This is a genomic window from Ignicoccus sp., assembly GCF_056435145.1.
The window spans coordinates 1-24628 of sequence record NZ_JBWNMZ010000016.1 but is presented as its reverse complement, the minus strand read 5'-3'; the positions used below and the strand labels follow the sequence as shown (position 1 = coordinate 24628).

The following is a 24628-nucleotide window of genomic DNA, read 5'->3' as shown; positions in this document are numbered from 1 at the left end:
ATATACGCGTTGGAGAAGGCTTTGCCGTTTGCTTACGCCGGTGGGAGCGCGCTAAACGCAGTGGCCTCGTGGAAGGGAGCGGCATTCGCCATATCGCTTAAGGTGAGGGTAAGGGCGGTAGAGGAGGGTGGGACGATGAACAGACTATTGAAGAGCGTATACGAGGTCTTCAAGGAAGAGGTCTGTGACCCGGGCGAGGTGTCGTTCGTCGTGAAGAGCGAGGTGCCGCCAGCCGGCGGCCTCAAGTCCTCTTCTGCCGTGGCTAACGCGGCGACGCTGGCGCTCTTCGAGCGCTGCGGGCTGAGGCCCTCGCCCTACTACGCCCTCAAGCTCTCCGTGACGGCGGCCAAGAGGGCTGGGGTCACCGTGACCGGAGCCTTGGACGACGCGGCGGCGAGCATGTTGGGCGGCTTGGTCGTCACAGACAACAAAGAAATGATTATAGAAGAGAGGAGGCCCCTCCTAGGCTTGAAGGCGGTCGTCCTCCCGAGGGGAGGGCGGAGCCTGAGTTACGAGGAGGTAGCGGCGAAGCTGAGGCCGCTTAAGAAGGAGTTCATGAAAGTTTACGAGATGCTTAAGGAGGGGGATGTGTTCAGAGCTATGACGTTAAACGGCTTTTTGGTCGCCGGCGCTCTGGGCTACCCCCAAGGGCCCGTGCTGGACGCTTTGAAGGCCGGCGCCCTAGCGGCATCTATCAGCGGCAATGGGCCCTCCTACGTCGCCTTGGTAGACGGAGACAGGGTCGAGGACGTTTACGAAGCTCTTTCCGAACACGGCAGTCCCGTGATAACGGAAGTAGTTAACTCCCCCGCGTACTTGCCCTAGCGATGAGGTAAGTCATGCTCGCCGAGGGGTGAGGGCGCAGCTCCGGGGTAGCCGAGCTCTTCAGAAACTCCTTTAACATGATACTCCCACTAGGCTAGGGGCTAATGGTTGCATAGAAAATCGTCTATCATGATAATAGCGATAATTGCAACGTTCGTAATATCTTTTGTAGCGTTCAGCACATTAAAGGTGGAGCCAGAAGGACCACTGAAGGACATCGTAGAGAAGATAATGATTAACTTCAAGTTGAAACATTGCGAGTGGATAAAGGTCGCAAAGGAATACGGACTGGGGTATCGAGAGGCACTGGAGGAGTGTAAGGTTGATTTGAACTCTGCCGTGGTCGCGTTCAGCGAGGCGTTAGCGACGTCTTCTTTCGTAGCTACCATACTAGGTACCTTAATGTTTTGGAACAAAAGGCTGAGCTTCGTTATGATCGGCGTCACCCTCTTGTTGCTCCTAGGGGTCGCGCCCTTCAAAATGATATTGGAACATATGGAGTTAGGCTTGATATTGTTCTTAATATCAATGATGATTATAGTTGAATACTTGAACGAGAGCGGGGTCTTGGGATGGATAACAATAAAGTTAGTGAAGGCTAGCAAGTTTAAACCCTTCCGTTTCATCGTGATATTGGGATTCTTGAGCTGGCTTATGGCAGCCCTAGTGGACGAGGTAACCAGTATAGTATTCATAACGAGAGTAATCATGTCGATAGCGTCAATACTTGACCTAAACCCCGTCCCGCTAATCATATACTCTGTAATGGCAACCAACATAGGTTCCTCGGCTACAATGATAGGCAACCCGATAGGGATATACATAGCCCTTCAGTCTGGCAAGAGCTTCGAGGAATTCTTACAGTGGGCTACCCCCGGAAGCTTCCTCGCCTTACTCACGCTCTTACCCATAGCCTTACTCTGGCTCTCTAGGTCTGGCCTATTCAAGAAGTTAAGGGAAAAGGGCTCTACGGTAAGTTTAGACGAGTGGAGCGCCTTGGGCATAAGTGTGGAGCTCTACAATGCCTACAAGTCTGGCAAGCTGGCCGGCAAAGAGGCCGAGGAGGTAAAGGTCGCCCTCAAGAGGTTCAAGAGGGGCTGGGCCTTCTTTATAACTGTACTGCTTCTGATCGCGTTCCATGGACCTCTCTCGGAGGTCTTGAACAGCTTTCTAGCTTCTTTATACGCTACTATGAGCGCTGGCTCGGAGGTCAGCATACATGCAGAGGCATCGCCCGAGGCCTTATTGGTGTTCAGTCCAATAGTTGTTGCTGCGGTTTTGATGCTCACTCACGAGGAGCCTAGGAGGTTGGTAGAAAAGGGCGTTGAATGGTGGACGTTGCTGTTCTTCATGTTTCTGTTTGCTATAGCTTCCGCACTCAGTTACACTGGAGTGACCGATAAGATGGCCTACTCGTTAGTCAAGATGGTCGGAGGGCTTACTTTCGAGTCCACGGTTACTTTGGCAATTACAATAGCTGTCGTTTCCGCATTAGTTTCTGCTTTCTTAGACAACATGCCAGTGGTCGTCGCTCTGAGTCCCGTGGTTAAGACCTTAATAGAAGTGGGCCTCCCGGGAGGAGAGGTGCTGTGGTGGGCGTTGTTGTACGGCTCTACGATGGGAGGGAACATGACGCTAATAGGAAGCACAGCCAACATAGTGGCCCTAGGGATACTCGAAAGGTACGGACGAACGGTGAACTTCTGGGAGTGGTTTAAGGTAGGAGTTGTGGCAGTGGCGGCTACCTTGGGGGTGGCGCTGGCCTCGCTCTTGCTCCACGCCTACCTAGCGTACTACTAGCAACGCCACCGCCCTGGCCCCCCAGAGGGAAGCCTTCCTGATCACGTCCCTGGGCAAGTCCCAAGCGCCCTTGTCCGCACCGACAATCAGCGTCTTGGGGACTTTGTTTCTGCTCTTCCTAATCACGAATTCACAATCCACTTGAAAGGGGGCACACGTGCCCTCCACCCAGAACCCGCCGAAGCGGGTTACCACCACGAACGCGGCCTTCCTACCCTCAGGGCAAGAGCGCGTCAGCTCCAAGGGGTCGTGGTCGGAGGAAGTGAGCACCACGCAATCTCCGCGGGGCGTCAAGCGCTCTTCGCACGTTACCTCCAAAGTTCCCTTGTGGAGCGCTTGGACGTTCGCGTGGAACTTGGCCGTAAAAGAGTATATCATCTTTTCAGCGCCTCTAAGTAGCGGGAGTAAAGCACTTCCACTATCAAGGGGTGGTCGCCCAGAGGCTTGGCGAATACAACGTTCTTCCCGTTAGAGGCTCTCAAAGCCCTTTCCCTAACGTCCCGAACAACGTGGCTGCTCTCGGATATAAAGAACGGCACTACCACGACCAACTCGCCTGGGGCCTCTTTGATTGCGTCCTCCACGCTGGGCTCTCCCATTAGGTAGCCCACGTAAACCTTCTTTCCCAGTTTCTTCTCGAGCATTTTGGCTACGTTATCTACCATCTTATAGAAGTCCTTGTTCTTACTCCCGTGGGCTACTAAAACCAGAGACGCCTCCACAGCCCCTAGCCTATGCCCTGAACGACCTAAGCTCTATAAGCCTTCTATAGAAGTTTTCCCTCTTGAAGCGCGCGAACCTCACCTTCGGTCCCGTTAGCGCTACTGTGAACTCGTCTCCGGAAACCTCCACGATTCCGTCCAACAGTACTACAGCCTCGTTGACGTTGTAAACAATTTTCACCTTAACTTCGGCGTCGTGCGGGATCACTACCGGTCTGGCGTCGAGCTGGATGGGGTTGACCGGCACCAACACCATTACTTCCGTCCGCGGGTCCACCACGGGGCCCCCGGCGCTCAGCGCGTAGGCCGAGGACCCCAAGGTCGTGGAAACTATTATCCCGTCGCCCTCTAAACCCTCATATACAGAATACCCGGACACCTCGACGTTCAACTTAGTGACCCTCTTCCACTTGCTTAGCACTGCGAACTCGTTGAGCGCGAAGTGACCGTCGACCTCGAGCCTCCTGTGCTCCTCCAGCTGATACTCCCCCCTGACGAACTTGTTGACAGCCTCGTCGACCCCCTCTGGCTCGACGTCCAGCAAGAAGGCCCTCCTTCCGGCCCTAACCGTCATCACTGGGGGAGTCTCGCACGGGGCCCTCGAGAGGGTGTACAGAAGCGTCCCGTCCCCTCCCACGACCACCAAGCCGTCCGCGGCGCACGGGTCTCCCTCGGGAAACCACCTCACCCTAACCCCCGCCCCCTCTAGTTCCTTCGCGACCCTCTTCGCCAGTCCCCTAGCCCTCTCGTCGGGCTTGAATGAGATTACGACTTCCACTTAACTACCCCTAGGGCCCAGCGACCTATAGTAATAGAGCGTTAGGACTCCCGCCAGCGTCGGGATAAAGAAGGGCCACACGATCGACGGGATTATGTTTGTAATTACCAGGTTCAAAATTCCGGTAGGATCGTAGGAGAAGTAACTTAGAGCTACTTCGCTGCTCAGCCAGTGGTAGGCCAAGTAAAACTCAGTAGGCCTTATGAGGTTCACGTGAAGTAGTATTAACAAGCTCAGCAAGCCGTACGTCCTCTTGTCGCCGGAAAGCAACACTAGCGTGGCGAACGTTAAGTAGTGTTGTGGGGATACCAAGCGGTTGAAGAGTAAGTACGGCACCAAGGCGACTGCTGCGCCGGTTTCCGGAGAAGGCCTAACCTTCCATATCAAGTAATAGGTTATGAGGAGTAAAGCTGCCTCTATGAAGGTGCCCACTTTCCCCCACCACAGCAACTCTACCGGGTTACCGAGGAAGCTGGGGTAGTAGTTGACGTCACCAATGTTGCGGTTAGTGTGGAACAATAAAGTACATGAGAGGAAGACCTGTGGCTCCACAATCAAGAAGTACAGCGAAGGCAAGTTAGCTATTAAGAAGCCGAGCATCCAAAGGGGTTTCTCCTTTGAGTTCATCAGCAGCGCCGGCACGGCTAAGGCTGCATAGATTTTGGACGAGACTATCCCCCAACTGACGCCCGAAAGGAACTGGGAAAGCTTACGACCTCTCTTCAACAAAACCAACGAAGCTACCAAGAATGGTATCAAGAACGCCTCGAACATCCCCCACTCTATAATAATAACTATGGGAAGGAATGAATATAAGCTTAATAGGAACTTGTCCTTGCCGTAGAACTTATAAATAAGGAAGGCGCCGATCAAATAGAACAACGTGAAATATCCGTGAGCGAGGAGGTAGTAAACGAAGGCAGGGGCACCGAAGAGCAAGGCCCTAATCTCTGCCATGTCAACGGTCCTCGGGACTACTTGGTAATAGTAAGGCTTGTCGAAAGCTAACTTGTAAGTTAAGTAAACTGGTACGAAGAAGGGTGAGAGCTGAGGTAGGTAAGCGTAGCCCGGGTAGAATATCTGAGGGTTCGGTAGGCGGCTTCGCATCAAAAGGGTGTTGTTATACGTCCACTGGTACAAGTCTTTCCCTTCTGTCAGCAACTTGCCGAACTTCAAAGTCATTAACAAGTCCCAGTGGTGCCCGCTGAGTCCTGAGAGCAAGAGCAAGACGGCTATGAAGACCAGAGCCCCCTTAACGGTCTCCAAGTTCTTAGAAAGCCACTTGTACCACAAGAGCGTCCCAAAGAGTACTACAATTAATGGCAAAGCGTATATCCAGTAGTCTATCGTTAACAAAATAAACTTTCCTATCAATGGATCTTCAATATTCCTCGCGATAATTTTTATTCTTGAAGTTTTATTACACTTTAGCGATATCTGGACCAAGTATTTGAGGCCGATCACGTCCTTGAACGGCGTCGAGCGGAGGACCTCGTGCTCGCAGCCCTCGAACTTAATAATGCTGTCAAACTTCATTGCAAAAGGTCCCTTAATACCTATCAGCCTCACGGCGTCGTCGGTGCTCTCCACTCCATCTAGGGCAGGGACCGAGAGGCCCAAGACGCCGTTTGTGAAGTTCAACAGATCTATGTTGATCGTGTCGTTTACGATGTATACTACCTTTTTAAATTTACCGTAATCGATAACTATCTTGGAATCGTTGACGACACTAACCTTAGGATAACCCAAGTGAGAAAGCGGAGTGCCGTTGAAATAGCTCAACACGTCGTTGAAAGACAACAACCAAACGGTAGAGGTCTCGTGAGGGGTGAAGAACACTATAGTAGGGCGGTTGTAGGGGCTGGGCGTCACCATTATGCCGTAGTTGCATCCTGTGACGAAGACCGAACCGCTCCACTCAACTCTAACGGGCTTAATTTGCGTGGTTAGTATGACGAACAAGGAAGATATGGACGCGAGCACCACTGCTATTACAAACGTCGCCTTGGCTACGGAAGCTGGGTCTTCTAGCTTTTCTCCCAGTTTTTCTATTAATCTCAATCTCGCGTGCCCGCGTTCGGGCTTCTGAACACAATTAATTGCTGCGCAAGACCAGCTCCACGACTTTCCACGAGATTGCTAATAAGGTAGCGGAAACGAGCGCGTTGAGGACTCCCATCCAGAGCGAGGACAGCAAGTCGGCGCCGATCAACGCGTAATACACAGTCCAAGTCATTAGGGTTGAGAGGGCGAAGGCCTTGCCCAACTCTTCGGGCTCCAGCGCCAGTGCTGGGACGCTTATTATGACCAATACTGCCAGAAGAGCCGTTCTCCTCTTACGCTTAACTAAGAACAAGGCCGGCAGACCTGCGATGGGTATTCCGCTTAGCGAGAACCCCCGACTTTCTATCGGCTCCGCGACCGGCACCCCCCAGCCGGCCTCGGGCGTCCAGCCGGAACCGAAGGGGTGCAACGAGTTCTGCCTCAACACCTCCCTAACCTCCGAGGTGCCCTTGACGTTCTCCCTCTGGACCCACAGGGCGGCCACGCCGGAGACCAGAGGAGCGGCGAAGGAGGTTCCGTCGAGCCTTAAGAATAATGCCTTTCCGTCCTCCTTGGCGCACGGGTCCTTCACTACGTCAGCTATGTAGGAATAATTGGGCACCGGCAAGTAGAGCCCAACCCCTATGCTCGAGAAGTCCACGCCGGGGCCCCCGTTGCTGAAGCCCGCAACTTCAAACTTCCCGTCCTCGTAGGACAAGGCCGACACTCCTATGACGTTTTCCGAGAGCGCGGGGAAAGATGGGACCTTGAGGCCCTCGTTTCCCGCTGCGGCTATGAAGGCCACCTCCGAACTCTTAGAGTAGATCGTGTTCCACAAGCTCCTCAGCACGAAGGCGCTGGGGACGTCCAACAGAGGCCCGGTCACCGGAGTTACAGAGCCCAAGCTCAAGTTCACCACCTCCGCCTCGCCGTCCGGCCCCGCGACAGCCTTCTCCAAGGCCAGCTCCAGCGCTTCCGGATCTATGAGAGGAACGGCTTGAACCACGGAGCCGTCGTGGTCGAGGAAGAGGACGTAGCTGGCCACCTTAGCTACGTACAAGGTTACGTCTGGGGCTATTGATAGGAGCGCCGCAGCGACCGCCGTCCCGTGGCCCCCCAAGTCGGTGGTCTCGTTAACGGGCGCGGCCAAGTAGGCTTTCCGCCCATTTATCTCGGTTAACTCATATACACACATGGTAACGTTTCTGTACTTGACGTATTTGAGGCAATCCCCTTCGTGCGCCTTGTAAACCGCGTTGTAATACCAGTCCACCGTCCTGTTGAAAACGGTCTTCAAAACGTCGATGTCCGCCCCAGTGTCCACAATTAAGACCTTCACGCCCTTGCCCGTGATCCCTTCCGAGAAGGCGCTCGAGGCGTGCAAAACGTCCTTCCACCAGCCGAACGTGCAGTCGCCGGAGTCGGCGAGTAAGGACAGCGTAAGGATCATGACAACTATTATGCTCCTCAACTCCCTCACCAACCCAACTCCTCTACTATGAATAAAGCAATGGAGAAGGTTACTAAGAAAAGCGCCCCTACGATGAAGTTGGAGAGTGCGTAGTAACCGCCCAGCAACGCGTAGTTGAACAAAGTGGACAAGAACAAGTAAATGGAGATGGCGAATACTAGATGTTTGAACTTAACGCACCTCAAGGTCCGCGCCCACCTTCAAAAAGCCTCCGGGGCGCTTTCTCTTAGGGATTCAACCATGGATCTTATAGGGCTGTTGTTCTGGTTATTGTTGTTAACTATGATAACCGAACCTGTCCTGGAATATCAACGCGTAAAGGCGGCAAGAATGAACATATTGAGGAAAATAGAAGAGAAGTACGGCTACAGAGTCATCACCTTGATACATAGGCAAGAGAAGGTGGGCTTCTTCGGCATACCCTTCTACCGCTTCATAGACGTGGAGGACAGCGAGGCCGTTATTAGAGCTATTCACAACACCCCCAAAGACGTACCGATAATGGTAATACTTCATACGCCGGGCGGAATGGTATTGGCTGCATCCCAGATAGCCAAGGCGCTTCACGACCACCCCGCCAAGAAGGTAGCCGTGGTGCCCCACTACGCCATGAGTGGCGGTACGTTGATAGCCTTAGCAGCGGACGAAGTATGGATGGGGCCTGCGGCAGCCTTAGGGCCGCTAGACCCTCAAGTGCCTGTGGCCACCCCCGCAGGCCCAATACACTTGCCCTCTCCGAGCGTGGTCAAGGTAGCGGAGGAGAAGGGCAAGGAAGCCAGCGAATACTTCTTAGTGCACGCAGACGTTGCCAAGAAGGCGTTAAACGAAATGTTAGAGTTTGTTACATACATCCTCAAGGATAAGGTTGGCGAGGAGAATGCGAGGAAGGTGGCGGAAGAGCTGGTGGCCGGCAAGTACACCCACGACCACCCGTTGTTCTACGAGGATCTGGCGAGGCTCGGGTTGCCGGTCAAGAAGGGGGTCCCCGAGGAGGTCTGGGCCCTCATGGAGCTCTACCCGCAAGCTCAGCCGCAGAGGCCTGGCGTGGAGTACTTGCCGGTCCCGGCTGTCCCCCAGAAGAGGGGGCTCGACAATAAAACCTAGACCTTTACAGTTTTTTAGGAGTACGCTATGATAGAGATAGACGGTTCCTTCGGCGAGGGAGGAGGTCAAATACTTAGGACCTCAGTCGCCCTCTCAGCAGTAACTTTGAAGCCCGTTAGGATATTCAACATAAGGGCTAAGAGAAAGAACCCGGGCCTGAGGAGACAACACATGACCGCAGTCAAGGCCTTGGCGGAGATGACCGACGCCGAGGTCCGCGGCCTCGAACTTGGCTCTACCGAAATAGTGTTCGTGCCGAGAACTTTGAAAGCCGGTACGTTCAAGTTCGACATAGGCACGGCCGGCAGCGTCAGTTTGGTGCTTCAAGCCATCACTCCGGCAGCTCTCTTCGCCCCGGGAGAAGTGAGGGTCAGGCTGAGAGGAGGCACGGACGTGCCGATGAGTCCCCCAGCCGACTACTTGAGGTTTGTCTTCTACCCCTTGCTGGAGAGGTTCGGCGCCAAAGTAGAGTTGGTCCTCAAGCGGCGCGGTCACTATCCCAAGGGAGGGGGAGAGGTGGAGTTCAGCTCTACCCCGACGGACTCGTTGGTCCAGTGGGGCGAGGTGGAGCGCGGGGACGTTTTGAAAGTTCGCGGCCTATCTCACTGCGTTAAGCTTCCCAAGCACGTCGCTGAGAGGCAAGCGAGGGCAGCCGAGGGGGTGCTCAAGAAAGCCGGCCTGAGGAACGTGGACATAGACTTGGAGTGGTACCCTCCTGAGAGGGACCCCCACCTAGGGCCGGGGAGCGGGGTGGTGCTTTGGGCAATAACGGAGAAGAGCTTACTCGGCGCAGACTCCTTGGGTGCGAGGGGGAAGAGGGCCGAAAAGGTGGGCGAGGAGGCGGCGAGGAAGCTGTTGGAGGATCTAGGCACTGGTAAGGCCTTGGACAGACACATGAGCGACATGATAATTCCCTACGTCTCTTTGGCGTGCGGGACGACCGAGGTGGGAGGCGCCGCGCTGACTATGCACGCTTGGACGCACGTACACGTGGTCAAGAAGTTCCTCCCGGACCTCGAAATAGAGATCTCCGGTGAACTGAACAATCCATTCGTTATGAGGGTGAAAGGCGTTTGTTGGAAGCGCTAGGGCACCCTTTCGGCGTAGAGCTCCCACACCCTCTGGCAGTGGGGCCCCCACTCCACCCTAACCGGGTTCAACAAGCCCGCCCTCATCGCGTGATCCACCAAGATTATGGCGAACATAGACTCGACTACGGATACTGCCCTTAGGACTATAGCCGGGTCGTGCCTTCCCGGGACCTCTACCTCTGCCTCATCCAGCGTGCGGATGTTGACCGTCTTTTCGGGAATCATTATAGAGCTTGTCGGCTTAAAAGCCACCCTGATCCTTATCGGCGCTCCAACGCTTATCCCGCCTAACATCCCACCCGCCTTCTCGCCTTCCAAAGTGGCCTCGCCGACGGAGCTCACTATCTTGTCTCTCGCTTCGCTCCCCCGAAGGCGGGCCAGCTTGAAGCCCCAACCCACCTCGAAGCCTACGCTCGCCGGTATGCTCATCATTGCCTTAGCCAAGTCAGCCTTTAGCTTGTCGAAGACCGGCTCCCCTAGCCCGGCGGGAACGTTCCAAGCCACCGCCTCCACGACTCCGCCTACGCTGTCCCTCCTCTCGAGTACTCTTTTCAATACCTCTTCGGCCCTCTCCTCGCAACACAAGACGCGGAAGGGCGAGAGGCGCGACCTCAAAGACTCCTCGGCGTCGACCGCAGACGGGAACTCCTCCCCGCCCAGCTCCACTACATAGCCGGAGATCACCACGCCCAGACAGCTCAATAGCTTCTTGGCCACCGCCCCGGCCGCCACTCTGGCTGCCGTTTCCCTGCCGGAGGCCCTTCCGCCCCCTCTGTAGTCCCAGTGTTCGTAACCGTACTTCTTTATGTAAGCTAAGTCGGCGTGGCCAGGCCTAGGCGTTTCCTTGATCTTTTCGTAGTAACTAGAGATAACGTCCCTATTCTTTATTATTATTGATATAGGCATACCGGTGGTCTTCCCGTTGAAAACGCCGCTCATTATCTCGGGGAGGTCCGGCTCCTTCCTCGGGGTCGTGAACCTCCTCCCGGGCCTCCTGAGCGATAGCTCGACCAAGAGGTCTTCCTCGCTGAGGGGCAAGCCGGCCGGACAGCCGTCTATTACTGCGCCTATCGCTTTGCCGTGGCTCTCTCCCCACGTGGTCACACTGAACATCTTACCTATTGTGTTTCCGCCCAACGCATGTGGCCCCGTGTTCGAGAGGTGACAAGGGGAAAACGGCTTTACGGACTGCTCGGCCAAGTTTCAATAAAAATGGAGAATGGTGCCTCAGGAGTTGGGTAGTGAGGTTATGAAGAGGTTCGCTGCTTTTCTACCGCTACTCGCCGCTATATCTCTGGCCTACACCCCGGCCTACCCGTGTACTTACTGCCACACGCCTTGGTTGAAGCTAAACGGCAACGTCAAGACAGTCGGGTTCCACAAGATCGACTTGTTGCAAGGCGCCCACGCCGGCCTCTACTGCTCCAACTGCCACGACTCCCAAGACCCTATCAAGCTCGTCAACGGAGCTACCGTAGTCCCCAAGAACCTAGCCTCCCCGGAACAAATGCACCAGTACGACACCTTGTGCGCCCAGTGCCACCCAAGGGTGTACGCTGACTATCTAGTAGGGGCCCACGCCAACGAAACCTTCGTGTGCGAGGGTGGCAGCTCTCACTTCGTTTACGGCTACAAGGGGGCGCCTTACTGGTACCACGAGTGCCCTCAATATACTAACTTGGAAGTGGTCCAGGGCAAGCCGTGCGTCTTTTGCCACGACCCGCACAACCCCATAAAGCCTCCGGCAAGCATAATGCCCCCTCCGAGCGACCGACCCGAGCCCTACCCTCAGCAAGCCGTCTTGAATTCGCTATTCTTCTTGATGGCCCTAGCTACAGCTCTCTCTGTTATAGCATACGTTAAGAAGTGAGGTAGAGTACGTTGGGTGGGAGCATGGCTAGTCAGACCCGTAGGAACTTACTCAAGGGAATAGCCGCGGCGAGCGCGGTAGGCCTCATGACAATCAACAGGGACGAAGTAGGTAAGGTACTGCACAAGCTCAGCGACGAGGAGTTGTTAGGCTATGTCTACGACGAAGGAGGGTACGTGATAAGCGAGTACAGTCCTTACAAGACCCCCGAGGAGATTAAAAAACTTGCAAAGAAGAAGGAAGAGGATGCGAAGAAGAAGTGTATGGAGAGCGCTAACTCGATATGTCAGAGGCTCGGCGAGAACAGCCCGGAGTGCAGGCTGGCGAAGAAGCACTGCAACGAGATCAAAGTAAAGTGGACCTTAGCTAAAAAGGGAGTTCGCTGGGCTATGGCGCTGGACTTGAACAAGTGCATAGGCTGTAGGCGCTGTGCCTACGCTTGTGTACAAGAGAACAACGTCGATCGTACTCAAGGGATAGAATGGATTAAGGTAGTTAATGTAAATAGGGAGGAGCTGGAGCTGCTAGGAGTGGACATTAACTACGTGGAAGCCCCTTACAAGGACAGAGTCTACATACCGGTTGCTTGCAACCAGTGTGAGTACCCGCCTTGTACCATGGTTTGTCCCGTGAGGGCTACTTGGCAAGAGGCCGACGGAATAGTGGTCGTCGACAGCTACCGCTGCATAGGCTGTAGGTACTGCATAACTGCTTGTCCCTACGGCGCCAGGCACATGAACTGGAAGCCCGTAATTGTGGACGCTTTGACCTTAAACCCCAACATGCACGTCTTTGGCAACGTACCGAGAGAAGTACATACGGTGGAGAAGTGCACTTGGTGTATACAGAGGACCAGGGACGGCGGCACGACCGCTTGCGTGGAGATCTGTCCGGTGGGCTCCAGGGCCTTCGGTAACCTCCACGACGAGAATAGCCCGATACAGAGGATAATAAAGGAGTACGGCGTGTTCGTGTTGAAGCCCTTCGCCGGCACCAAGCCGAGGTTCTTCTACTACTTCGGCCCGGCCAGGACGCCTCCCCTGGATTCGGAGAACCCCAATTCCAGTAACTGGCTGGGCAATCCAAAAGCCGAGGGAGGAGTAGAGAAAAACGCCTCCGAAGCCTCTCGCGCGAAAGGTAGCGAAAGGGGTGAGCTACCGTGAGCAATCCGATAATAGAATTCGTTTTAACAATATGGTACATAATAAAGCACATGTTCAAGGGAGACTGGAGAGGTTGGACGTGGATATTCGCAATGGCCGGCCTGACGGCCTTCGGCTTGGGCTTGTGGGCAGGGGTCCAAGCAGCGCCGGCGATTTACGTTCAGCTGGTCTACCACCTTGGGGTAGACCCCAAGCTGTTGCAACAGCTCGGGATCTCTGATCAGAGAGGCGGCATGGTCTACACAGCTATGAACGACTGGGTAGCGTGGGGCCTCTACATATCGTTCTTCGTCTTCTGGGTCGGCGTAGCAGCCGCCGGCGTGCTCTTCGGCGTAGCAGCTTACGTCTTCAGAGACAAGGGATTCATGAGGCTAGCGCCGCTCGCCGAGGTCCAAGCCGTAGCTGCGCTGACAGTCGCGCTCCTCTTGGTCTTTGTCGACGTCGGGAGGCCGATAAGGACTATACAGCTGCTGGCTCTGCCGATAGCCACGCAGTTCCAGTTCCCGAACCCTCAATCGATTTTCGACTACGACTTCACCGTACTGAACGGCTACCTCGTGATCAACTTGATAGGGGTACTGATCGCGGTGCACTGGTACCGCAGAGGGCCTAAGTACGCCCCGCCGAAGTGGCTGATGTACTTGTTCATGGTAATAGCCGCCCCGATGGCCATAGGCATACACACGGTAACAGGTTTCATCAGCCAGCCGCTGACGGCGAGGCCCATATGGAACGCCCCCCTCTTGGCGCCACGCTACGTGGCCACAGCGTTGGCAGCCGGGCCGGCACTGCTCTTAATAGTGTCCGTAATAGCAGAGAAATTCTATAAGGGCTTCAGAGTACCTGACTACGTATACGAAAAGACGCTAATAGCCGCGACAGCAGCGATGATAGTCGGGCTTTACTTCACCCTCTCGGAAGCCCAAGAGCTCTTCTGGTATACTACAGAGCCGGCTAAGAGGGCCCAAGCGATCAGCGTGTTTAACTTCGCCCTACAGCCGTTCTGCTCGCTCATAAAACCTATACTCAAAGACTTCGCCGTGTTCTTCTCCGGCTCGATTCAAGGGTGCAGCTGGGGCTACCCCGGCATGGAGTACTTGGCGTTAATGAACTTCGTTTGGATAATCCTCGGTTCCATAGCGGTGTTGTTGACGATATTTGTGCCGAAACTGAGGAAGACGCGCAAGGGCGTGGTCTTCCTGAGCACCCTAATAATATTGGCGGTGGTCGGAGAGAAGACCTTACCCATAGTCGTACCGGCGTACGTCCCCGACGTGTTGGGCAAGCTCGTGGTCTACCAGCCGACGCCGTTAGAATGGGCACTCACGGTAGCGGCGCACGCGGCTGGAATGATGGTTTACATGCTGCTCGCGAGGCCGGTACTGAGAGCTATTATCGCCCACTACGGCAGCGAGGGAGAGCACTGACCAAAACGCCCCTCTTGGATCTCAGCGCCTTTTTAATTCTCAAAACGGCTCTTCCGACGCAAAAAGCTTCGCAGCCTTCCTCTAGGTCCCTCAGGCACCCTTTCTTCAGCGCCTTACAGCTCTCACAAATCTCGTTTCCGAGGTAAATCCAGTTTATGTAGGCCGATACTCTCCCCTCAAGGCAAGTTGCGGCCTCGTCCGGGGACAAGGCAGCGCTCCCGAGGACCAGACCCTTTCCGGCAGGCGCGGCGAGGGCGCTCTCGTCACAATATAGCAAGAGGTCCAGGGCCTCCTCTGAGGCTCTGAGCTCCTTTCCCGGCTTACAAGTGACCACGAAGACCGTCCTCAACAACCTCTTTCCAGACAAACTCTCACTGCCTCTTCCAAGGCCCTAGAGGGGTCTATGGGGAGCCACTCCCTAACCGCCTCGTCCGGAAACGTCCCCTTCAAGACTGACCTCTCTATATCATCTAGCTTGTTTTCCACCTCTTTCGCCCTCAAATAAACTTCGCCGTCCAGGAAGCGAGCGACGTCGTCCAAGGCGTTCATCAATATTATTTTTGCCAACCCTTGCCAGCCTAACTTCAAAAGCTCTACGAGCCTCTTGTATTTAACTGACTTTACCTTTGCCATTAGAGGCCTTTGAGAGCCAACTTCAAACCACAACACCAACCCCTCCCCGAAGTCCTCTGCCTTTCTCCTCGCGTCCTCCAAGTCCTCAACTTCCACCGACCTAGGACCGTCTAGAGGGTACAACTTCAAGGTTTTCATGTCCCTGTAGGCCAGGGGGACCAACGACCAGCGCCCGCCCTTCAAGAGCCCGTGGTCGCCGCCCACCCAAGGGCTCCCGGATCCGGGCCCCAACAGCTCGAAGACCCTCGTCTCCTCCCCCAGCTCTCCCTCGAAGAGCTCCAGAGCCTTCTTGGCGAAGGGGGAGTCCACGTCTAGCTTCTTTCTGGTCGCCGCGCGTACGCGCCCGTCGTAAAAGAACAAGGAAACCATAGTTCCGTCCAACTTTTCGTAGGCTAAAAGTGGTTTTTCGGGAAAGTCCATTTCTCCTACGTTAAAGAACTTATGAAGGGGGTAGGCGACAAGCTCGGGACCTTCCTTACTCCACTCTATTACGGTTCCTCTGGAGTCCAATAACAAGGGCACAGGCTCCTTCGGCGGCCTCTTGTATGAGTAAACGCATAGCTTCTTGTCTTCGTAGGGGTAGCAGTTCACAGTTAAGCGGGACAGGAGCTCCCTTACCTCCGACTCGCTCCCTTCTCTGCCTAAGACCTCCTCGTAGGGAGGCTCTTCTCCGAGCCACAGTGACGTGAGCGCCAGCAAGAGAGCGTTGGCCATAGCCTCGGGGCGTCGAAAGCGGGCCTTTTTTAGTAGCGCACCTCCCCTAGCGCGGCCGTGGGCTCGCCGTCTAGGTCTATTACCGCGTACAGCAGCGCCCCGTGTTCTGCCTCCGACCCGGGGTTCACGGCCAAGGTCTTGCCAACCCTCGCGACCCCCCTCGACTCGTGTACGTGCCCGTGCAAGCTCAAGAGCGGCCCGTTCTTTTCTATCCACTCCCTAACCGCCGTCGAGCCCACGTGGCCCCCCTCGTGGTAGTTGCTGTAGTCCAAGAACCCCTTCGGGGGAGTGTGAGAGACCAAGACGTCGCACTTGTTTTTGGGCAACATTTCCTTCAATCGCGCTTCGGAAGTTTCCCTATAGGTGCCGAAGGGAGTGTACGGCACGTACGAGAGACCACAGAACTTGAGTCCGAAGAACGTGGCCTCTTCTCCCTCTAAGACCTCATCCATATACGGGTGGTCCACATTACCAGCTATTACGAAGTACTTCACTCCGGCCTCTTTTAGGTCCCCTAGCCACTCCCCTATCCTAGCGGCGGCTGCCTTGGCCAACAAGCCGGGGGCGTTCCTCTCCACCTCCCTGTCTGGGGCGTTCACGAAGTAGCCCCCCGAGGCTAAGAATAGCTCTTCTCCCATCTCCTTGGGGTCCTTTCGCCTTCCCCAGACGCACCTCGTGACCCTCCCGTTGGACACGCACTTCCCACTCAAGTCGCCCGACACGACCAGTAGGTCTGCCTCCAGCTTAAAGTACAACTCCTTAGTGAGCTCTAAAGCCTTAACGGAGCCGTGCAAGTCGCTTACGTGTAAGAGCCTCAAGGTCTTGCCCCGAGGGGTCCGGAGAAAACTCTAAAACCTCTTTCAAGCTTGCTACCGCGGAGGGCCCGTAGCTCAGCCAGGAAGAGCGCCGGGCTTTTAACCCGGTGGTCCCGGGTTCAAATCCCGGCGGGCCCGCTACAGCGGGCTACGGGCTCCTACGCTCCTCGATCTTCCAAACACAGTTGCCCGGCTCCCCCTCCTTGCGGAGCACGACTCTGGCGTCCGAGGGCCCCCACCTCTTCCCGAAAGCCTCAACCGCAGCGCTGCCGTAGGCCCTTTCCAGGACCCCGGCGATCAAACCCAAGCAAGCGGCGCAAGAGCCCCTGCCCTTCAGCCTCCTCCTCTGTGGACAGTTCCTTACCTCGATGACCAAGGGTCTGAAGCTCTTTACCTCGTAAGAGTAGGGCTTACCTATTAGTTCGAACAAGTTGAAGTATGCCTTTACCAGCTTCTCCGGGGGGACGCTGCCTACCACTTCCAGCACCTTCTGGGCGAGAGAGTCCGAAGAGAAGGCCTTCGCCAGCTCGAAGGCTGTGTCCTCGTCCACGAGCTCCGGAATCACCGACAGCACGAAGTCTTCACACGCCTCCGCCACCAACTTCAGCGCCTCCGAACGAACGCTCATCCCTTAGCGCCTCCCTGCCTTCGACATCGCGGGAGGGTAATTGCTTTTGGTGGTTGGCGTGGACTTGGCGGCTAAGAGGGCCTCCGCAACAGCCCTCTTCGACGGCTCTAACTTTTGGGTAAGGTACTTGGACAACGAGACCCTCATAAGGGTAATAGAAGCCGAGAGGCCCGAGCTGGTCGCTGTGGACGCCCCCCTTAGCCTCCCTAAAGGCCTCTGGAGGGAGGTCGACTTGGCCGCCCGGAGGGCGGGCCTCAAGGTGCTCCCTCCGGGTTGGAGGGGGATGAGGGCGTTGGCGGAGGAAGGCGAGAGGCTGAGGGAGGAGCTGACGAGGAGGGGTATAGGGGTGGTAGAGACCTTCCCGGCCCCGTTGCGGGGGCTGGTGAACCTCCCCTTGAGCGGCGACCTCTTGGACGCGGCGTTGTGCGCATTGACGGCTTACAAGTGCTTGAGGAAAGAGTGTTACTACATAAAGGCCGACGACGGAGCGATCGCACTCCCGGCGGAGGTCGTGCTGAAGAGGCCCGCGGTATCATGGTAATATTATAGAGTTACCTTACCTGCAGGAAGAGCATTTTAAGCTTCTCAAAATACGAAGAACGGGGAGCGACGTGTTAGCCAGCGGGAGGGTAATATCGCGGAGGAGGGACGGAGTGGTAGTTGAGGCCAACGGGAAGAAGTTCTTGATGGGCTATGGGGCGTACTTGGTTTGGCAGAGCTTCTCGGAGGACTCCACGCCAGAGGACGTGGTAGCACAAGCAGCCGCCATCAGCGGGATGAACAGGGAAGAGGTGGAGAGCTTAATACTGCCCCTAATTGACGAAATGCTCAACAAGGGCTTGCTGAGACATTAATTAATAATTTCTGAGGCCCCTGCGCGGTGCCCCCGCTTTGTCGCCCCGAGAGGTCCTGGACCTCCTCTCCCAGCTCATCTCCTTCAATACGGTCTCTCCCGAAGGGGAGCAGTACGAGGACTTGGTCCGTTTCCTCAAGGGCTGGCTCGAGGAGAGGGGCGTAAGCGCCGAGGTGGAGTACGTGGACGAGGAGTACAGAGCCGCCCACTGTCCCCAAGGTCCCAAGCCCTTGCTCTTCGCTTGGGTGGGCGACGGGGATCCGCTGTTGGAGTTCAACGGCCACTACGACGTGGTTCCCCCGGGCGAGGGCTGGGAGGGGGACCCCTTCGAGCCCACAGCGGCGGGCGAGTACTTGGTCGGGAGGGGGGCGACGGACATGAAGGGAGGGATTGCTGCCGTGGCCGCCTCGCTGGCCGAGCTGTCGAACTGGAAGGGAAGTAAGGTACAAGCCGTCTTCGTCCCGGACGAGGAAGTGGGCGGGCTGTGCGGGACCGGGTACAGGGTTAGCAAGCTGAAGGAGAAGTATCAAATAGGAAGGTACGTAGTTGTTGCAGAGCCGAGCGGCGGGAGCGTTTGGGTAGGACACAAGGGGGCGGTGTGGTTAGAGGTTAAGGTAAGGGGCTCCCAAGTTCACGCCTCCACCCCTTGGTTGGGGGAGAACGCCTTCTTGAGGGCCTCCAACTTAGCAACGACGCTTTACCGCGAACTCTCGGAGAGGTTCTCCAAGAGGCCCAGCTCTTACGATTACACCTCGGGCCACCCGTTGGCCAAGCTTAACACGGTGAACATAGGCGGAGTTGCATATTCCACTTCGAATAAGGAGAACGTCGTGCCAGGCTCGTTCGTTTTCAGCGTGGACATAAGGGTAATACCGGAAGAAAGCGCCGAGGAGGTAGCGAAGGAGGTGTACTCCCTCTTGCCGGACTACGCCGAAGCCAAGGTATTGGAGGTCATGGAGCCATTCATAAACAGCAAGAGCGAGTTGGCGGAAACGATAAGGAGCGCTTGGGGGCATCCTCCCAAGGTGTGCGAAGGAGGATTGGATTTAAGGTACTATAGAGGCTACGACGCCGTCGCGTGGGGGCCCGGGGACCCCTCGGAGGCCCACAAACCTAACGAAAAGATAGAGATTAGGGAAGTACTCGAGTTCGCTAAGAAATATTCGCAACTTCCCCTTCTCTTAAATAAAAAATAATCCGACTTAGTGATACCAAAGCTTATTGGTTTGCTCGAGGTCGCTTTTGTGGAGGGAGTATGGCTCCAAAGAAGGGTCAAGCGGATCTGCTAGCCTTAGCCGGGCTCGCCCTGCTCGCGCTTGGGGCGCTGGCGTACTTCGCCTTCTTCTCCGCCCGGCCAACCGGCTACGGGTTGAGCGTCGAGCTGGAAGGGAACAAAATCCTCACGACGTGTGTTAACAGCATTGCCAATCTCAAGTTGAAGTTGTTCAACCCAGCCACCAACCCGCCGGCTACGGTGACAGTTTACGTGAAGGTCAGCAACGCTACTGTGGCCGCCGTGGTAGGGGGCAAGCCCGCGACGCTGCCCCTAACCGTCACGCTGGCCCCGGGACAAGGCCTGGAGGCGGACCTCTACTTCTCGCCATCGGTCCCGGGCACGCACGAGGCGACGATTAAGGTGGTGTACACTATAAACGGGATGAGCGGTGAAAAGACCTTCCACGTTTCCGTAGTGGGTAAGAGGTGCGGCTAACTCTCCAACAGTTTTTTCAAGCTCACGTAGAAGGGCGGGTACGCTATCCCCTTCTCAGTTATTATGGCTGTTACCAGCTCCGGCGGCGTTACGTCGAAGGCGGGGTTGTAGACCTCGACGTCCCTCACGGTCACGTACACCTCCTCAAAGGGGTAGGGACACCGCCTGACCTCGTCTGGGTCCCTCTCCTCTATGACCAGCTCCCCTAACGTGGTCTTCGGGTCCACGGTGGAAGTTGGGGCCACCACGTAGAAGGGGATCCCGTGGTGCTTCGCTAATACCGCTATCTGGTAGGTGCCTATCTTGTTGGCGAAGTGACCGCTGAGGAGTATTCTGTCGGCCCCCAAGAACACTTTGTCTATTATATCCTTACTCATTAAGTATCCTACCATAGTATCAGATATCAGCTTCACAGGTATGCCATCCCTCTTGAGTTCCCATACGGTCAACCTGGCCCCTTGGTCCACAGGCCTTGTCTCCGTGGCTATTACTTCTATCCTCTTCCCCTCCTCCCAGGCCGCCCTTATTACGCCCAGGGCGGTCCCGTAGCCCGCCGTCGCCAAGCTCCCGGTGTTACAGTGGGTGAGCACGACGTCCCCGTCCTCTATTAGCTTAGCTCCGATCTTCCCCATCCTCATGTTCGATTCTATGTCCTCTTGCTGGATCCTCCTAGCCTCCTCAACTACGGCCTTCCTCACTGCTTCTGCGGAGCCAGACTCGGCGGCCCTCTCCGCGGCGTTCATTACCCTTTCCAACGCCCAGAACAAGTTAACTGCAGTAGGCCTCGTGTTTGCCAATATTTCCTTTGCTTCCCTCAATCGCTTCAGTAGCCCCTCCGCGTCCTCGCCCCCGTAGTGCAAGGCCGCTAATGCCATCCCGAAGGCCGCAGCAACCCCTATTGCCGGGGCTCCCCTAATCTCCATATTCTTTATAGCCTTGGCTACCTCCTTATAGTCGGTGGTTTCCTTCCAGAGCTCCTTCCAAGGCACGTACCTCGTGTCCAGCCACACTACCTTGTCTCCCACTAGGTCAACGGGCTTTAAGACCTCCAAGGCTTGCCCTCCTCTCCTTCCTCCGAGAGCTTAATCAAGAGGTCTAGGGCCCGGGAGGGGTCGCAGCCCCTTTCGGACGCCGAATACAAGATCTCCACGGAGGCTTTGCGGGCCAAGTGGGGATGGGGCTCTTCCTCTAGTTCCTCCAAGTACTCGCACTCCTCCAGCTCACGGTAACACGGGTCCTCGCAGAGCTCCTTTAGCAGCTCTAACGCCCGCGACCCCAACTTAAGTTTCCACCTCGTGTGGGCGCTAGGAGCAAGTGAAATGCTCAAGCCTTGCGACAGCGGAGAGCTGCTGAGGTCCATGGGCTACGACTTCCAGTCCTACAGAGAGCCCCCCAGCGAGCCCGAGCTCAGCGGCGTAAGGTTCGACGAGCTCGCGCCGGGGCTGAAGAGGTTGGAGGGGCTTTACGCCTACAAACACCAAGTTGAGACCGTAGAGGCGCTCGAGGAGGGCAAGAACGTCATCCTCGTGGCCGGCACGGGCTCCGGCAAGACCGAGGCGTGGGCGCTGGCCGCGGTCCGTGGAGGCTTGAGGACCTTGGCAGTGTACCCTACCTTGGCGCTTTCTTCAGACCAGCTGAGGAGGCTCAAGGAGTACTTCGAGGACTTGGGGGTGCCGGAGGCCGTAATGAAGGTTGACTCAACAACGGTTAAGAGGTTAAACGATTTGAGCGACGCCAAAATAGTCGCTACGAATCCGGCCTTCTTGATGCAGGACCTAAAGAGGATTGCTGAAGGGAGGGGGTACTTGAGGGAGTTCTTGTTCAAGACAGACTTATTAGTCTTCGACGAGTTGGACTTCTACGGCTCTCACGGAACGTCAGCGATACTGGGCATGATAGAAATAATCTCCTCGTACGCAGAGAAGCCACCGCAAGTGGTGTTGCTAACTGCAACCTTAGGCAATGCGGAGCAAGTGGCCAAGCTGTTGGAAGACGTCACCGGGAGGGAGAGCGTGGTCGTCTCCGGAAAGCCGTTTAAGGTGGAGAACAGGGGATACCTAGTAATATCAAAGGACTTGAGGAAGCTGTGGGAGAGGATAAGGGCCAAGAGGGAGGAGGTCCTCTCTAGGGTCCCACAACTCGCAGAGGCCTTGGTAGACTACGACGTATTTAAGGAAAACGTATTCACGATAGTAGAAGTTTTGAGAAGTAAAGGGATGAAGGTGCCCTCTCCTTCCATGGACTTTGCTGAAATAATATCCTCGTACGTCACTTGCGAGGGAGACGGCCTAACCCTCGTGTTCGTGCCCAGCATAAGGCAAGCGGAGAAGCTCGCGAGCGAGGTCAAACAGAGGCTCCCCCCGAACCTTCAAGACAAGGTGGCCACCCACCACTACATGGTGTCTAAGGAAAGGAGGAGCAAAATAGAAGAGATGGCAAGAGAGGGCAAATTGAAGGTAATAATATCTCCAAAGACGCTCGCACAGGGAATAGACATAGGACACGTGGTCAGGGTGGTCCACGTTGGTTTGCCGGACACAGTAAGGGAGTTCAAGCAGAGGGAGGGGAGGAAGGGGAGGCGCGGCGACATAGCCTTCACGGAGACCATAATCTTGCCGTTCCGTCAGTGGGACAAGAAGATGTTGAAGTACGGAACTTCGACGCTCTTAGAGTGGGCCAAAATGGATTTGGAGAAGCTCTACGTTGACACGACAAACGAGTGGGTGAAGATGTTTACCGGGCTCTGGAAGGCGGTAGCTGGACAAATAATTAGGGACGACGAGGAGGCGGTGTTGAAGTCCTTGGGACTTTACGAGGAAGGCGCGCTCACCCCGGAGGGTAAGAGGGTCTGGAGGAACTTGGGCTTCTACGAGTACGGCCCCCCCTACGGAGTGCCGAGGAGGGTTCTGAAGGGCGGTTCGGAGGAGAAGCTCGAGCCGGTCGGGAGGAGGGACTTGGTGGAGAGGTTCCAGCCCGGCTCCTTCGACTACTCCTCCGACGCGGTGGTGACGGAGGTGGACGAGAGGGGGATACTGGAGATGCCGTTGGGCGAGGCCGTCAAGCGCTACCGCTGGGCCTTCGAGGCGGTGCAACAATACTACACGATAAAGTCCAAGTGGGGGGAGACGTGGACCACGCCGGAGAAGGACTACAAGTTCGGTAAGTTAACCTCTAAGGTAGAGCTGTTGGTAAGGCCCCCCGAGAAGGGTTTTGGCAAGCTGAGCGAGGAGCCCTTGCACGTGAAATGGATAGTGGAGTCGGTCAAGGCCGACTTAAAGAGGGTGGGGAAGGGGTACGTTCCCGTTTACGAGAGAGAAGAGGTCACGCTGGACGTAAAGGTCTACGGAGAGTACGAGGATTACACCTACGGCTACGCTTACCCGATAAGCGACAGGTGGGAGGAAGTGGAGGCCTACGCCGCTATGGCCTACGCGCTCGCTGTGCTGAGGGTGAAGGACTCGATAGATATTACAGAAATTGCCTACAGCCTGAAGAAAGGGCGGTTCAAAGAGGTGGTAGTGTGGGAGAGGGAGGCCTCAGGCCTCTTGAAGTCCTTGGATTGGAACTCGGTGAGCGAGGAGGTTAGGTCCCACAAGCACGATAAGCTCACAGAAGTGGTCGCCTTAATGGTGGATCCCTACTCAGTGAGCGAGTTCTTGAAGAAGGACGGTTGGAACGAGCTCAAGGAGTTGGCTGCTGAACTTACGTTGGAAATGGGAGGGAAGGCCTTTGAAAGCTTGAGCACGATCAAAGAGATCGAGCCAAAACCGAAAGAGGCGAACTACTTCCTAATATTTGACGATTATATACTAATAAAGAAAGGTAATGAAATAATAAAGAAGAAGTTCAACAACCCCAGAGATTTGTTGGTGTTAGTGGACGTGTTCTCCAGCGGGAAAGCGGTAACCTACGTGCCCGAGAGGAGGCTGGAGGCGGTGCTTAAGGAGCACCCGTTGGTCTATAGGACTTATCTGGCGGCGGCCACCCGAGGCTTGGTAACCAACTTGTATACGTTGGTTAGGAGGAAGCTGAACAGCGAGTCATCACTCAAGTTGCTGGCCGACAGGCTGGGGATTAGGCTCGAGAAGGACGAGGACTACTTGAGGGTGTTGGAGGAGGCCTACCGGAGGCTCGCTTGAGCCCCCTTGTCGCTCAAGAACGGTATTGCTCTGGTCTCTTCTATAATGCTCTTGAGAACGTTGATGTACGTTGTTTCGTCCTTCTTCTCCGCTATCTCGTCCATAACCTTCTCTAGCCTCCGCGTGGCCTCCTCGTCCACGAGCTTTTGGAAGTACCTCGACTTGCCCTCCGGATTTATTATGCTCTCCAGCAACTTCCTAGCCCAGCCCCTCCCCACGACCCTCCCGGTGAGGTACGAGTAGACCGCGTAGCCCCTGACTGTGGGGATCAGCTTCTTGCCGGCCTTGCTCAAGGTTACGTACTTCCTCTCTAATAATGTACTAACTATCTTCGCGTACGTACTCGGCCTCCCCAACCCCCTCTCCCTCATTAACCTTATGAGGTCTGCTTGGGTGTACAAGGGCACTGTGTGGCGGGTGACGCTAACAACCTCCTTCACTTCGTACTCTCCCTCTGGGAAGCTTTCTGTTTTGATTATCGGATACACGAGGAGGAAGCCGTCAAACACCTTTTCTACGTACTTCTCTAAGATTTTCTTACCTACTACGTTCCCTCCCTCCTCAAGCGTTATTTCGTATATGGCCTTCTTCACCTTAGCCTCCTTCATCTGGCTGGCCATAAACCTCCTGAATATCATGTCGTAAAGCTTGAAGTGCTGGTTGGTGAGGTCCTTCGGCGGCGTTATTAGCCCTTCATCTATCAGCCTCCTCAGCTCCTCCGCGCTGAGGGGCTTGGTAGGCCTGATCGCCTCGTGAGCCCCTCCCTCGCCCCACCTCCTCGGGACGAAGAGGCCCTCGAACTTGGAGGTTATCCACTCCCTCGCCACCGCCATGCCGGCGT

26 protein-coding genes and 1 tRNA gene are annotated in these 24628 nt (G+C 55.7%); 13 read left to right on the top strand and 14 right to left on the bottom strand.

Features of this window, described 5'->3' with window-relative positions:
* The first annotated feature begins 9 nt into the window (after nucleotides 1-9).
* A complete protein-coding gene (locus AC1HCZ_RS05270) occupies nucleotides 10-825 on the top strand; it encodes a shikimate kinase (protein WP_479462503.1) in 816 nt (271 codons plus the stop codon).
* A gap of 108 nt (nucleotides 826-933) precedes the next feature.
* Nucleotides 934-2625 carry an ArsB/NhaD family transporter gene (locus tag AC1HCZ_RS05265; protein ID WP_479462502.1) on the top strand — a complete coding sequence of 564 codons (1692 nt, stop codon included), beginning with the start codon at nucleotides 934-936 and terminating at the stop codon, nucleotides 2623-2625.
* Here AC1HCZ_RS05265 and AC1HCZ_RS05260 read toward each other — a convergent pair.
* The 6 genes from AC1HCZ_RS05260 to AC1HCZ_RS05235 are packed head-to-tail and all read right to left on the bottom strand — an operon-like array spanning nucleotide 2611 to nucleotide 7824.
* Nucleotides 2611-3003, bottom strand: a complete 393-nt coding sequence (locus AC1HCZ_RS05260; protein WP_479462501.1) for a DUF371 domain-containing protein — start codon at nucleotides 3001-3003, stop codon at nucleotides 2611-2613. The genes AC1HCZ_RS05265 and AC1HCZ_RS05260 overlap by 15 nt on opposite strands.
* A complete protein-coding gene (locus AC1HCZ_RS05255) occupies nucleotides 3000-3347 on the bottom strand; it encodes a sirohydrochlorin chelatase (RefSeq protein WP_479462500.1) in 348 nt (115 codons plus the stop codon). Before AC1HCZ_RS05255 ends, AC1HCZ_RS05260 begins: the two co-directional genes overlap by 4 nt.
* 10 nt (nucleotides 3348-3357) lie before the next feature.
* A complete protein-coding gene (locus AC1HCZ_RS05250; protein ID WP_479462499.1) occupies nucleotides 3358-4125 on the bottom strand; it encodes an NAD(+)/NADH kinase in 768 nt (255 codons plus the stop codon).
* Nucleotides 4126-6186 (bottom strand): hypothetical protein, encoded by a 2061-nt coding sequence (locus AC1HCZ_RS05245; RefSeq protein WP_479462498.1) that lies wholly within the window; start codon nucleotides 6184-6186, stop codon nucleotides 4126-4128. It abuts the gene before it with no gap.
* A 34-nt stretch (nucleotides 6187-6220) separates the two neighbouring features.
* The gene (locus AC1HCZ_RS05240) at nucleotides 6221-7648 is read right to left on the bottom strand and encodes a S8 family peptidase (protein ID WP_479462497.1); all 1428 of its coding nucleotides are present in this window, start codon (nucleotides 7646-7648) and stop codon (nucleotides 6221-6223) included.
* Complete coding sequence (locus tag AC1HCZ_RS05235; protein ID WP_479462496.1) at nucleotides 7645-7824, bottom strand: hypothetical protein; 180 nt, start codon at nucleotides 7822-7824, stop codon at nucleotides 7645-7647. Before AC1HCZ_RS05235 ends, AC1HCZ_RS05240 begins: the two co-directional genes overlap by 4 nt.
* Before the next feature lie 55 nt (nucleotides 7825-7879).
* Between AC1HCZ_RS05235 and AC1HCZ_RS05230 the strand changes: the two genes are divergently transcribed.
* Together AC1HCZ_RS05230 and rtcA are read left to right on the top strand one after the other, a co-directional pair.
* Nucleotides 7880-8743 (top strand): SDH family Clp fold serine proteinase, encoded by an 864-nt coding sequence (locus AC1HCZ_RS05230; protein WP_479462495.1) that lies wholly within the window; start codon nucleotides 7880-7882, stop codon nucleotides 8741-8743.
* 27 nt (nucleotides 8744-8770) lie between these two features.
* Nucleotides 8771-9832 (top strand): RNA 3'-terminal phosphate cyclase, encoded by a 1062-nt coding sequence (gene rtcA / locus AC1HCZ_RS05225; protein ID WP_479462494.1) that lies wholly within the window; start codon nucleotides 8771-8773, stop codon nucleotides 9830-9832.
* Here the strand turns inward: rtcA and aroC are convergent.
* On the bottom strand, nucleotides 9829-10971 hold the full coding sequence (aroC, locus tag AC1HCZ_RS05220) for a chorismate synthase (RefSeq protein WP_479462493.1): 1143 nt from the start codon (nucleotides 10969-10971) through the stop codon (nucleotides 9829-9831). The genes rtcA and aroC overlap by 4 nt on opposite strands.
* A gap of 82 nt (nucleotides 10972-11053) precedes the next feature.
* On the opposite strand from aroC, the gene AC1HCZ_RS05215 reads away from it, so the two are divergent.
* The 3 genes from AC1HCZ_RS05215 to nrfD are packed head-to-tail and all read left to right on the top strand — an operon-like array spanning nucleotide 11054 to nucleotide 14294.
* Entirely contained in the window at nucleotides 11054-11704 is a 651-nt protein-coding gene (locus tag AC1HCZ_RS05215; protein WP_479462492.1) for a hypothetical protein, read from the top strand.
* Between the two features lie 23 nt (nucleotides 11705-11727).
* Nucleotides 11728-12867 (top strand): 4Fe-4S dicluster domain-containing protein, encoded by a 1140-nt coding sequence (locus AC1HCZ_RS05210; RefSeq protein ID WP_479462491.1) that lies wholly within the window; start codon nucleotides 11728-11730, stop codon nucleotides 12865-12867.
* A complete protein-coding gene (gene nrfD / locus AC1HCZ_RS05205; protein WP_479462490.1) occupies nucleotides 12864-14294 on the top strand; it encodes an NrfD/PsrC family molybdoenzyme membrane anchor subunit in 1431 nt (476 codons plus the stop codon). Before AC1HCZ_RS05210 ends, nrfD begins: the two co-directional genes overlap by 4 nt.
* Here nrfD and AC1HCZ_RS05200 read toward each other — a convergent pair.
* Genes AC1HCZ_RS05200 through AC1HCZ_RS05190 form a run of 3 tightly spaced genes read right to left on the bottom strand, consistent with a single transcriptional unit; the run spans nucleotide 14260 to nucleotide 16459 of the window.
* Nucleotides 14260-14661 (bottom strand): hypothetical protein, encoded by a 402-nt coding sequence (locus tag AC1HCZ_RS05200; RefSeq protein ID WP_479462489.1) that lies wholly within the window; start codon nucleotides 14659-14661, stop codon nucleotides 14260-14262. The genes nrfD and AC1HCZ_RS05200 overlap by 35 nt on opposite strands.
* Nucleotides 14640-15641 (bottom strand): hypothetical protein, encoded by a 1002-nt coding sequence (locus tag AC1HCZ_RS05195; RefSeq protein WP_479462488.1) that lies wholly within the window; start codon nucleotides 15639-15641, stop codon nucleotides 14640-14642. Before AC1HCZ_RS05195 ends, AC1HCZ_RS05200 begins: the two co-directional genes overlap by 22 nt.
* A 29-nt stretch (nucleotides 15642-15670) precedes the next feature.
* On the bottom strand, nucleotides 15671-16459 hold the full coding sequence (locus tag AC1HCZ_RS05190) for a metallophosphoesterase family protein (RefSeq protein WP_479462487.1): 789 nt from the start codon (nucleotides 16457-16459) through the stop codon (nucleotides 15671-15673).
* A 61-nt stretch (nucleotides 16460-16520) separates the two neighbouring features.
* On the opposite strand from AC1HCZ_RS05190, the gene AC1HCZ_RS05185 reads away from it, so the two are divergent.
* Nucleotides 16521-16594: transfer RNA gene (locus tag AC1HCZ_RS05185), tRNA-Lys, on the top strand.
* A 10-nt stretch (nucleotides 16595-16604) separates the two neighbouring features.
* Here the strand turns inward: AC1HCZ_RS05185 and AC1HCZ_RS05180 are convergent.
* Nucleotides 16605-17084, bottom strand: coding sequence for a hypothetical protein (locus AC1HCZ_RS05180; RefSeq protein WP_479462486.1), 480 nt, complete (start codon nucleotides 17082-17084; stop codon nucleotides 16605-16607).
* Between the two features lie 49 nt (nucleotides 17085-17133).
* Between AC1HCZ_RS05180 and AC1HCZ_RS05175 the strand changes: the two genes are divergently transcribed.
* The 4 genes from AC1HCZ_RS05175 to AC1HCZ_RS05160 all read left to right on the top strand — a co-directional run bounded on the left by AC1HCZ_RS05175 (nucleotide 17134) and on the right by AC1HCZ_RS05160 (nucleotide 19648).
* Nucleotides 17134-17625 (top strand): DUF429 domain-containing protein, encoded by a 492-nt coding sequence (locus AC1HCZ_RS05175; protein ID WP_479462582.1) that lies wholly within the window; start codon nucleotides 17134-17136, stop codon nucleotides 17623-17625.
* A gap of 70 nt (nucleotides 17626-17695) precedes the next feature.
* Nucleotides 17696-17938 (top strand): hypothetical protein, encoded by a 243-nt coding sequence (locus tag AC1HCZ_RS05170; RefSeq protein WP_479462485.1) that lies wholly within the window; start codon nucleotides 17696-17698, stop codon nucleotides 17936-17938.
* Between the two features lie 37 nt (nucleotides 17939-17975).
* Nucleotides 17976-19133, top strand: coding sequence for a M20 family metallopeptidase (locus AC1HCZ_RS05165; RefSeq protein ID WP_479462484.1), 1158 nt, complete (start codon nucleotides 17976-17978; stop codon nucleotides 19131-19133).
* Between the two features lie 59 nt (nucleotides 19134-19192).
* A complete protein-coding gene (locus AC1HCZ_RS05160; RefSeq protein ID WP_479462483.1) occupies nucleotides 19193-19648 on the top strand; it encodes a hypothetical protein in 456 nt (151 codons plus the stop codon).
* Here AC1HCZ_RS05160 and mtnA read toward each other — a convergent pair.
* Nucleotides 19645-20700, bottom strand: coding sequence for an S-methyl-5-thioribose-1-phosphate isomerase (gene mtnA, locus AC1HCZ_RS05155; RefSeq protein WP_479462482.1), 1056 nt, complete (start codon nucleotides 20698-20700; stop codon nucleotides 19645-19647). The two genes, AC1HCZ_RS05160 and mtnA, sit on opposite strands and share 4 nt — an antisense overlap.
* Nucleotides 20688-20927, bottom strand: a complete 240-nt coding sequence (locus AC1HCZ_RS05150) for a hypothetical protein (RefSeq protein WP_479462481.1) — start codon at nucleotides 20925-20927, stop codon at nucleotides 20688-20690. The genes mtnA and AC1HCZ_RS05150 overlap by 13 nt, the downstream gene beginning before the upstream one ends.
* A gap of 16 nt (nucleotides 20928-20943) precedes the next feature.
* Between AC1HCZ_RS05150 and AC1HCZ_RS05145 the strand changes: the two genes are divergently transcribed.
* The gene (locus AC1HCZ_RS05145) at nucleotides 20944-23787 is read left to right on the top strand and encodes a DEAD/DEAH box helicase (RefSeq protein WP_479462480.1); all 2844 of its coding nucleotides are present in this window, start codon (nucleotides 20944-20946) and stop codon (nucleotides 23785-23787) included.
* Here the strand turns inward: AC1HCZ_RS05145 and AC1HCZ_RS05140 are convergent.
* On the bottom strand, nucleotides 23769-24628 hold an 860-nt coding region (locus tag AC1HCZ_RS05140; RefSeq protein ID WP_479462479.1), incomplete at its 5' end, for a DNA topoisomerase. The two genes, AC1HCZ_RS05145 and AC1HCZ_RS05140, sit on opposite strands and share 19 nt — an antisense overlap.

Excerpts from the sequence above, each read along its gene's own strand:
- AC1HCZ_RS05260 (WP_479462501.1), bottom strand. The coding sequence starts at position 3,003 with ATGATATACTCTTTTACGGCCAAGTTCCACGCGAACGTCCAAGCGCTC.
- AC1HCZ_RS05230 (WP_479462495.1), top strand. The coding sequence starts at position 7,880 with ATGGATCTTATAGGGCTGTTGTTCTGGTTATTGTTGTTAACTATGATA.
- rtcA (WP_479462494.1), top strand. The coding sequence starts at position 8,771 with ATGATAGAGATAGACGGTTCCTTCGGCGAGGGAGGAGGTCAAATACTT.
- AC1HCZ_RS05215 (WP_479462492.1), top strand. The coding sequence starts at position 11,054 with ATGGTGCCTCAGGAGTTGGGTAGTGAGGTTATGAAGAGGTTCGCTGCT.
- AC1HCZ_RS05210 (WP_479462491.1), top strand. The coding sequence starts at position 11,728 with ATGGCTAGTCAGACCCGTAGGAACTTACTCAAGGGAATAGCCGCGGCG.
- AC1HCZ_RS05195 (WP_479462488.1), bottom strand. The coding sequence starts at position 15,641 with ATGGCCAACGCTCTCTTGCTGGCGCTCACGTCACTGTGGCTCGGAGAA.
- AC1HCZ_RS05180 (WP_479462486.1), bottom strand. The coding sequence starts at position 17,084 with ATGAGCGTTCGTTCGGAGGCGCTGAAGTTGGTGGCGGAGGCGTGTGAA.
- AC1HCZ_RS05160 (WP_479462483.1), top strand. The coding sequence starts at position 19,193 with ATGGCTCCAAAGAAGGGTCAAGCGGATCTGCTAGCCTTAGCCGGGCTC.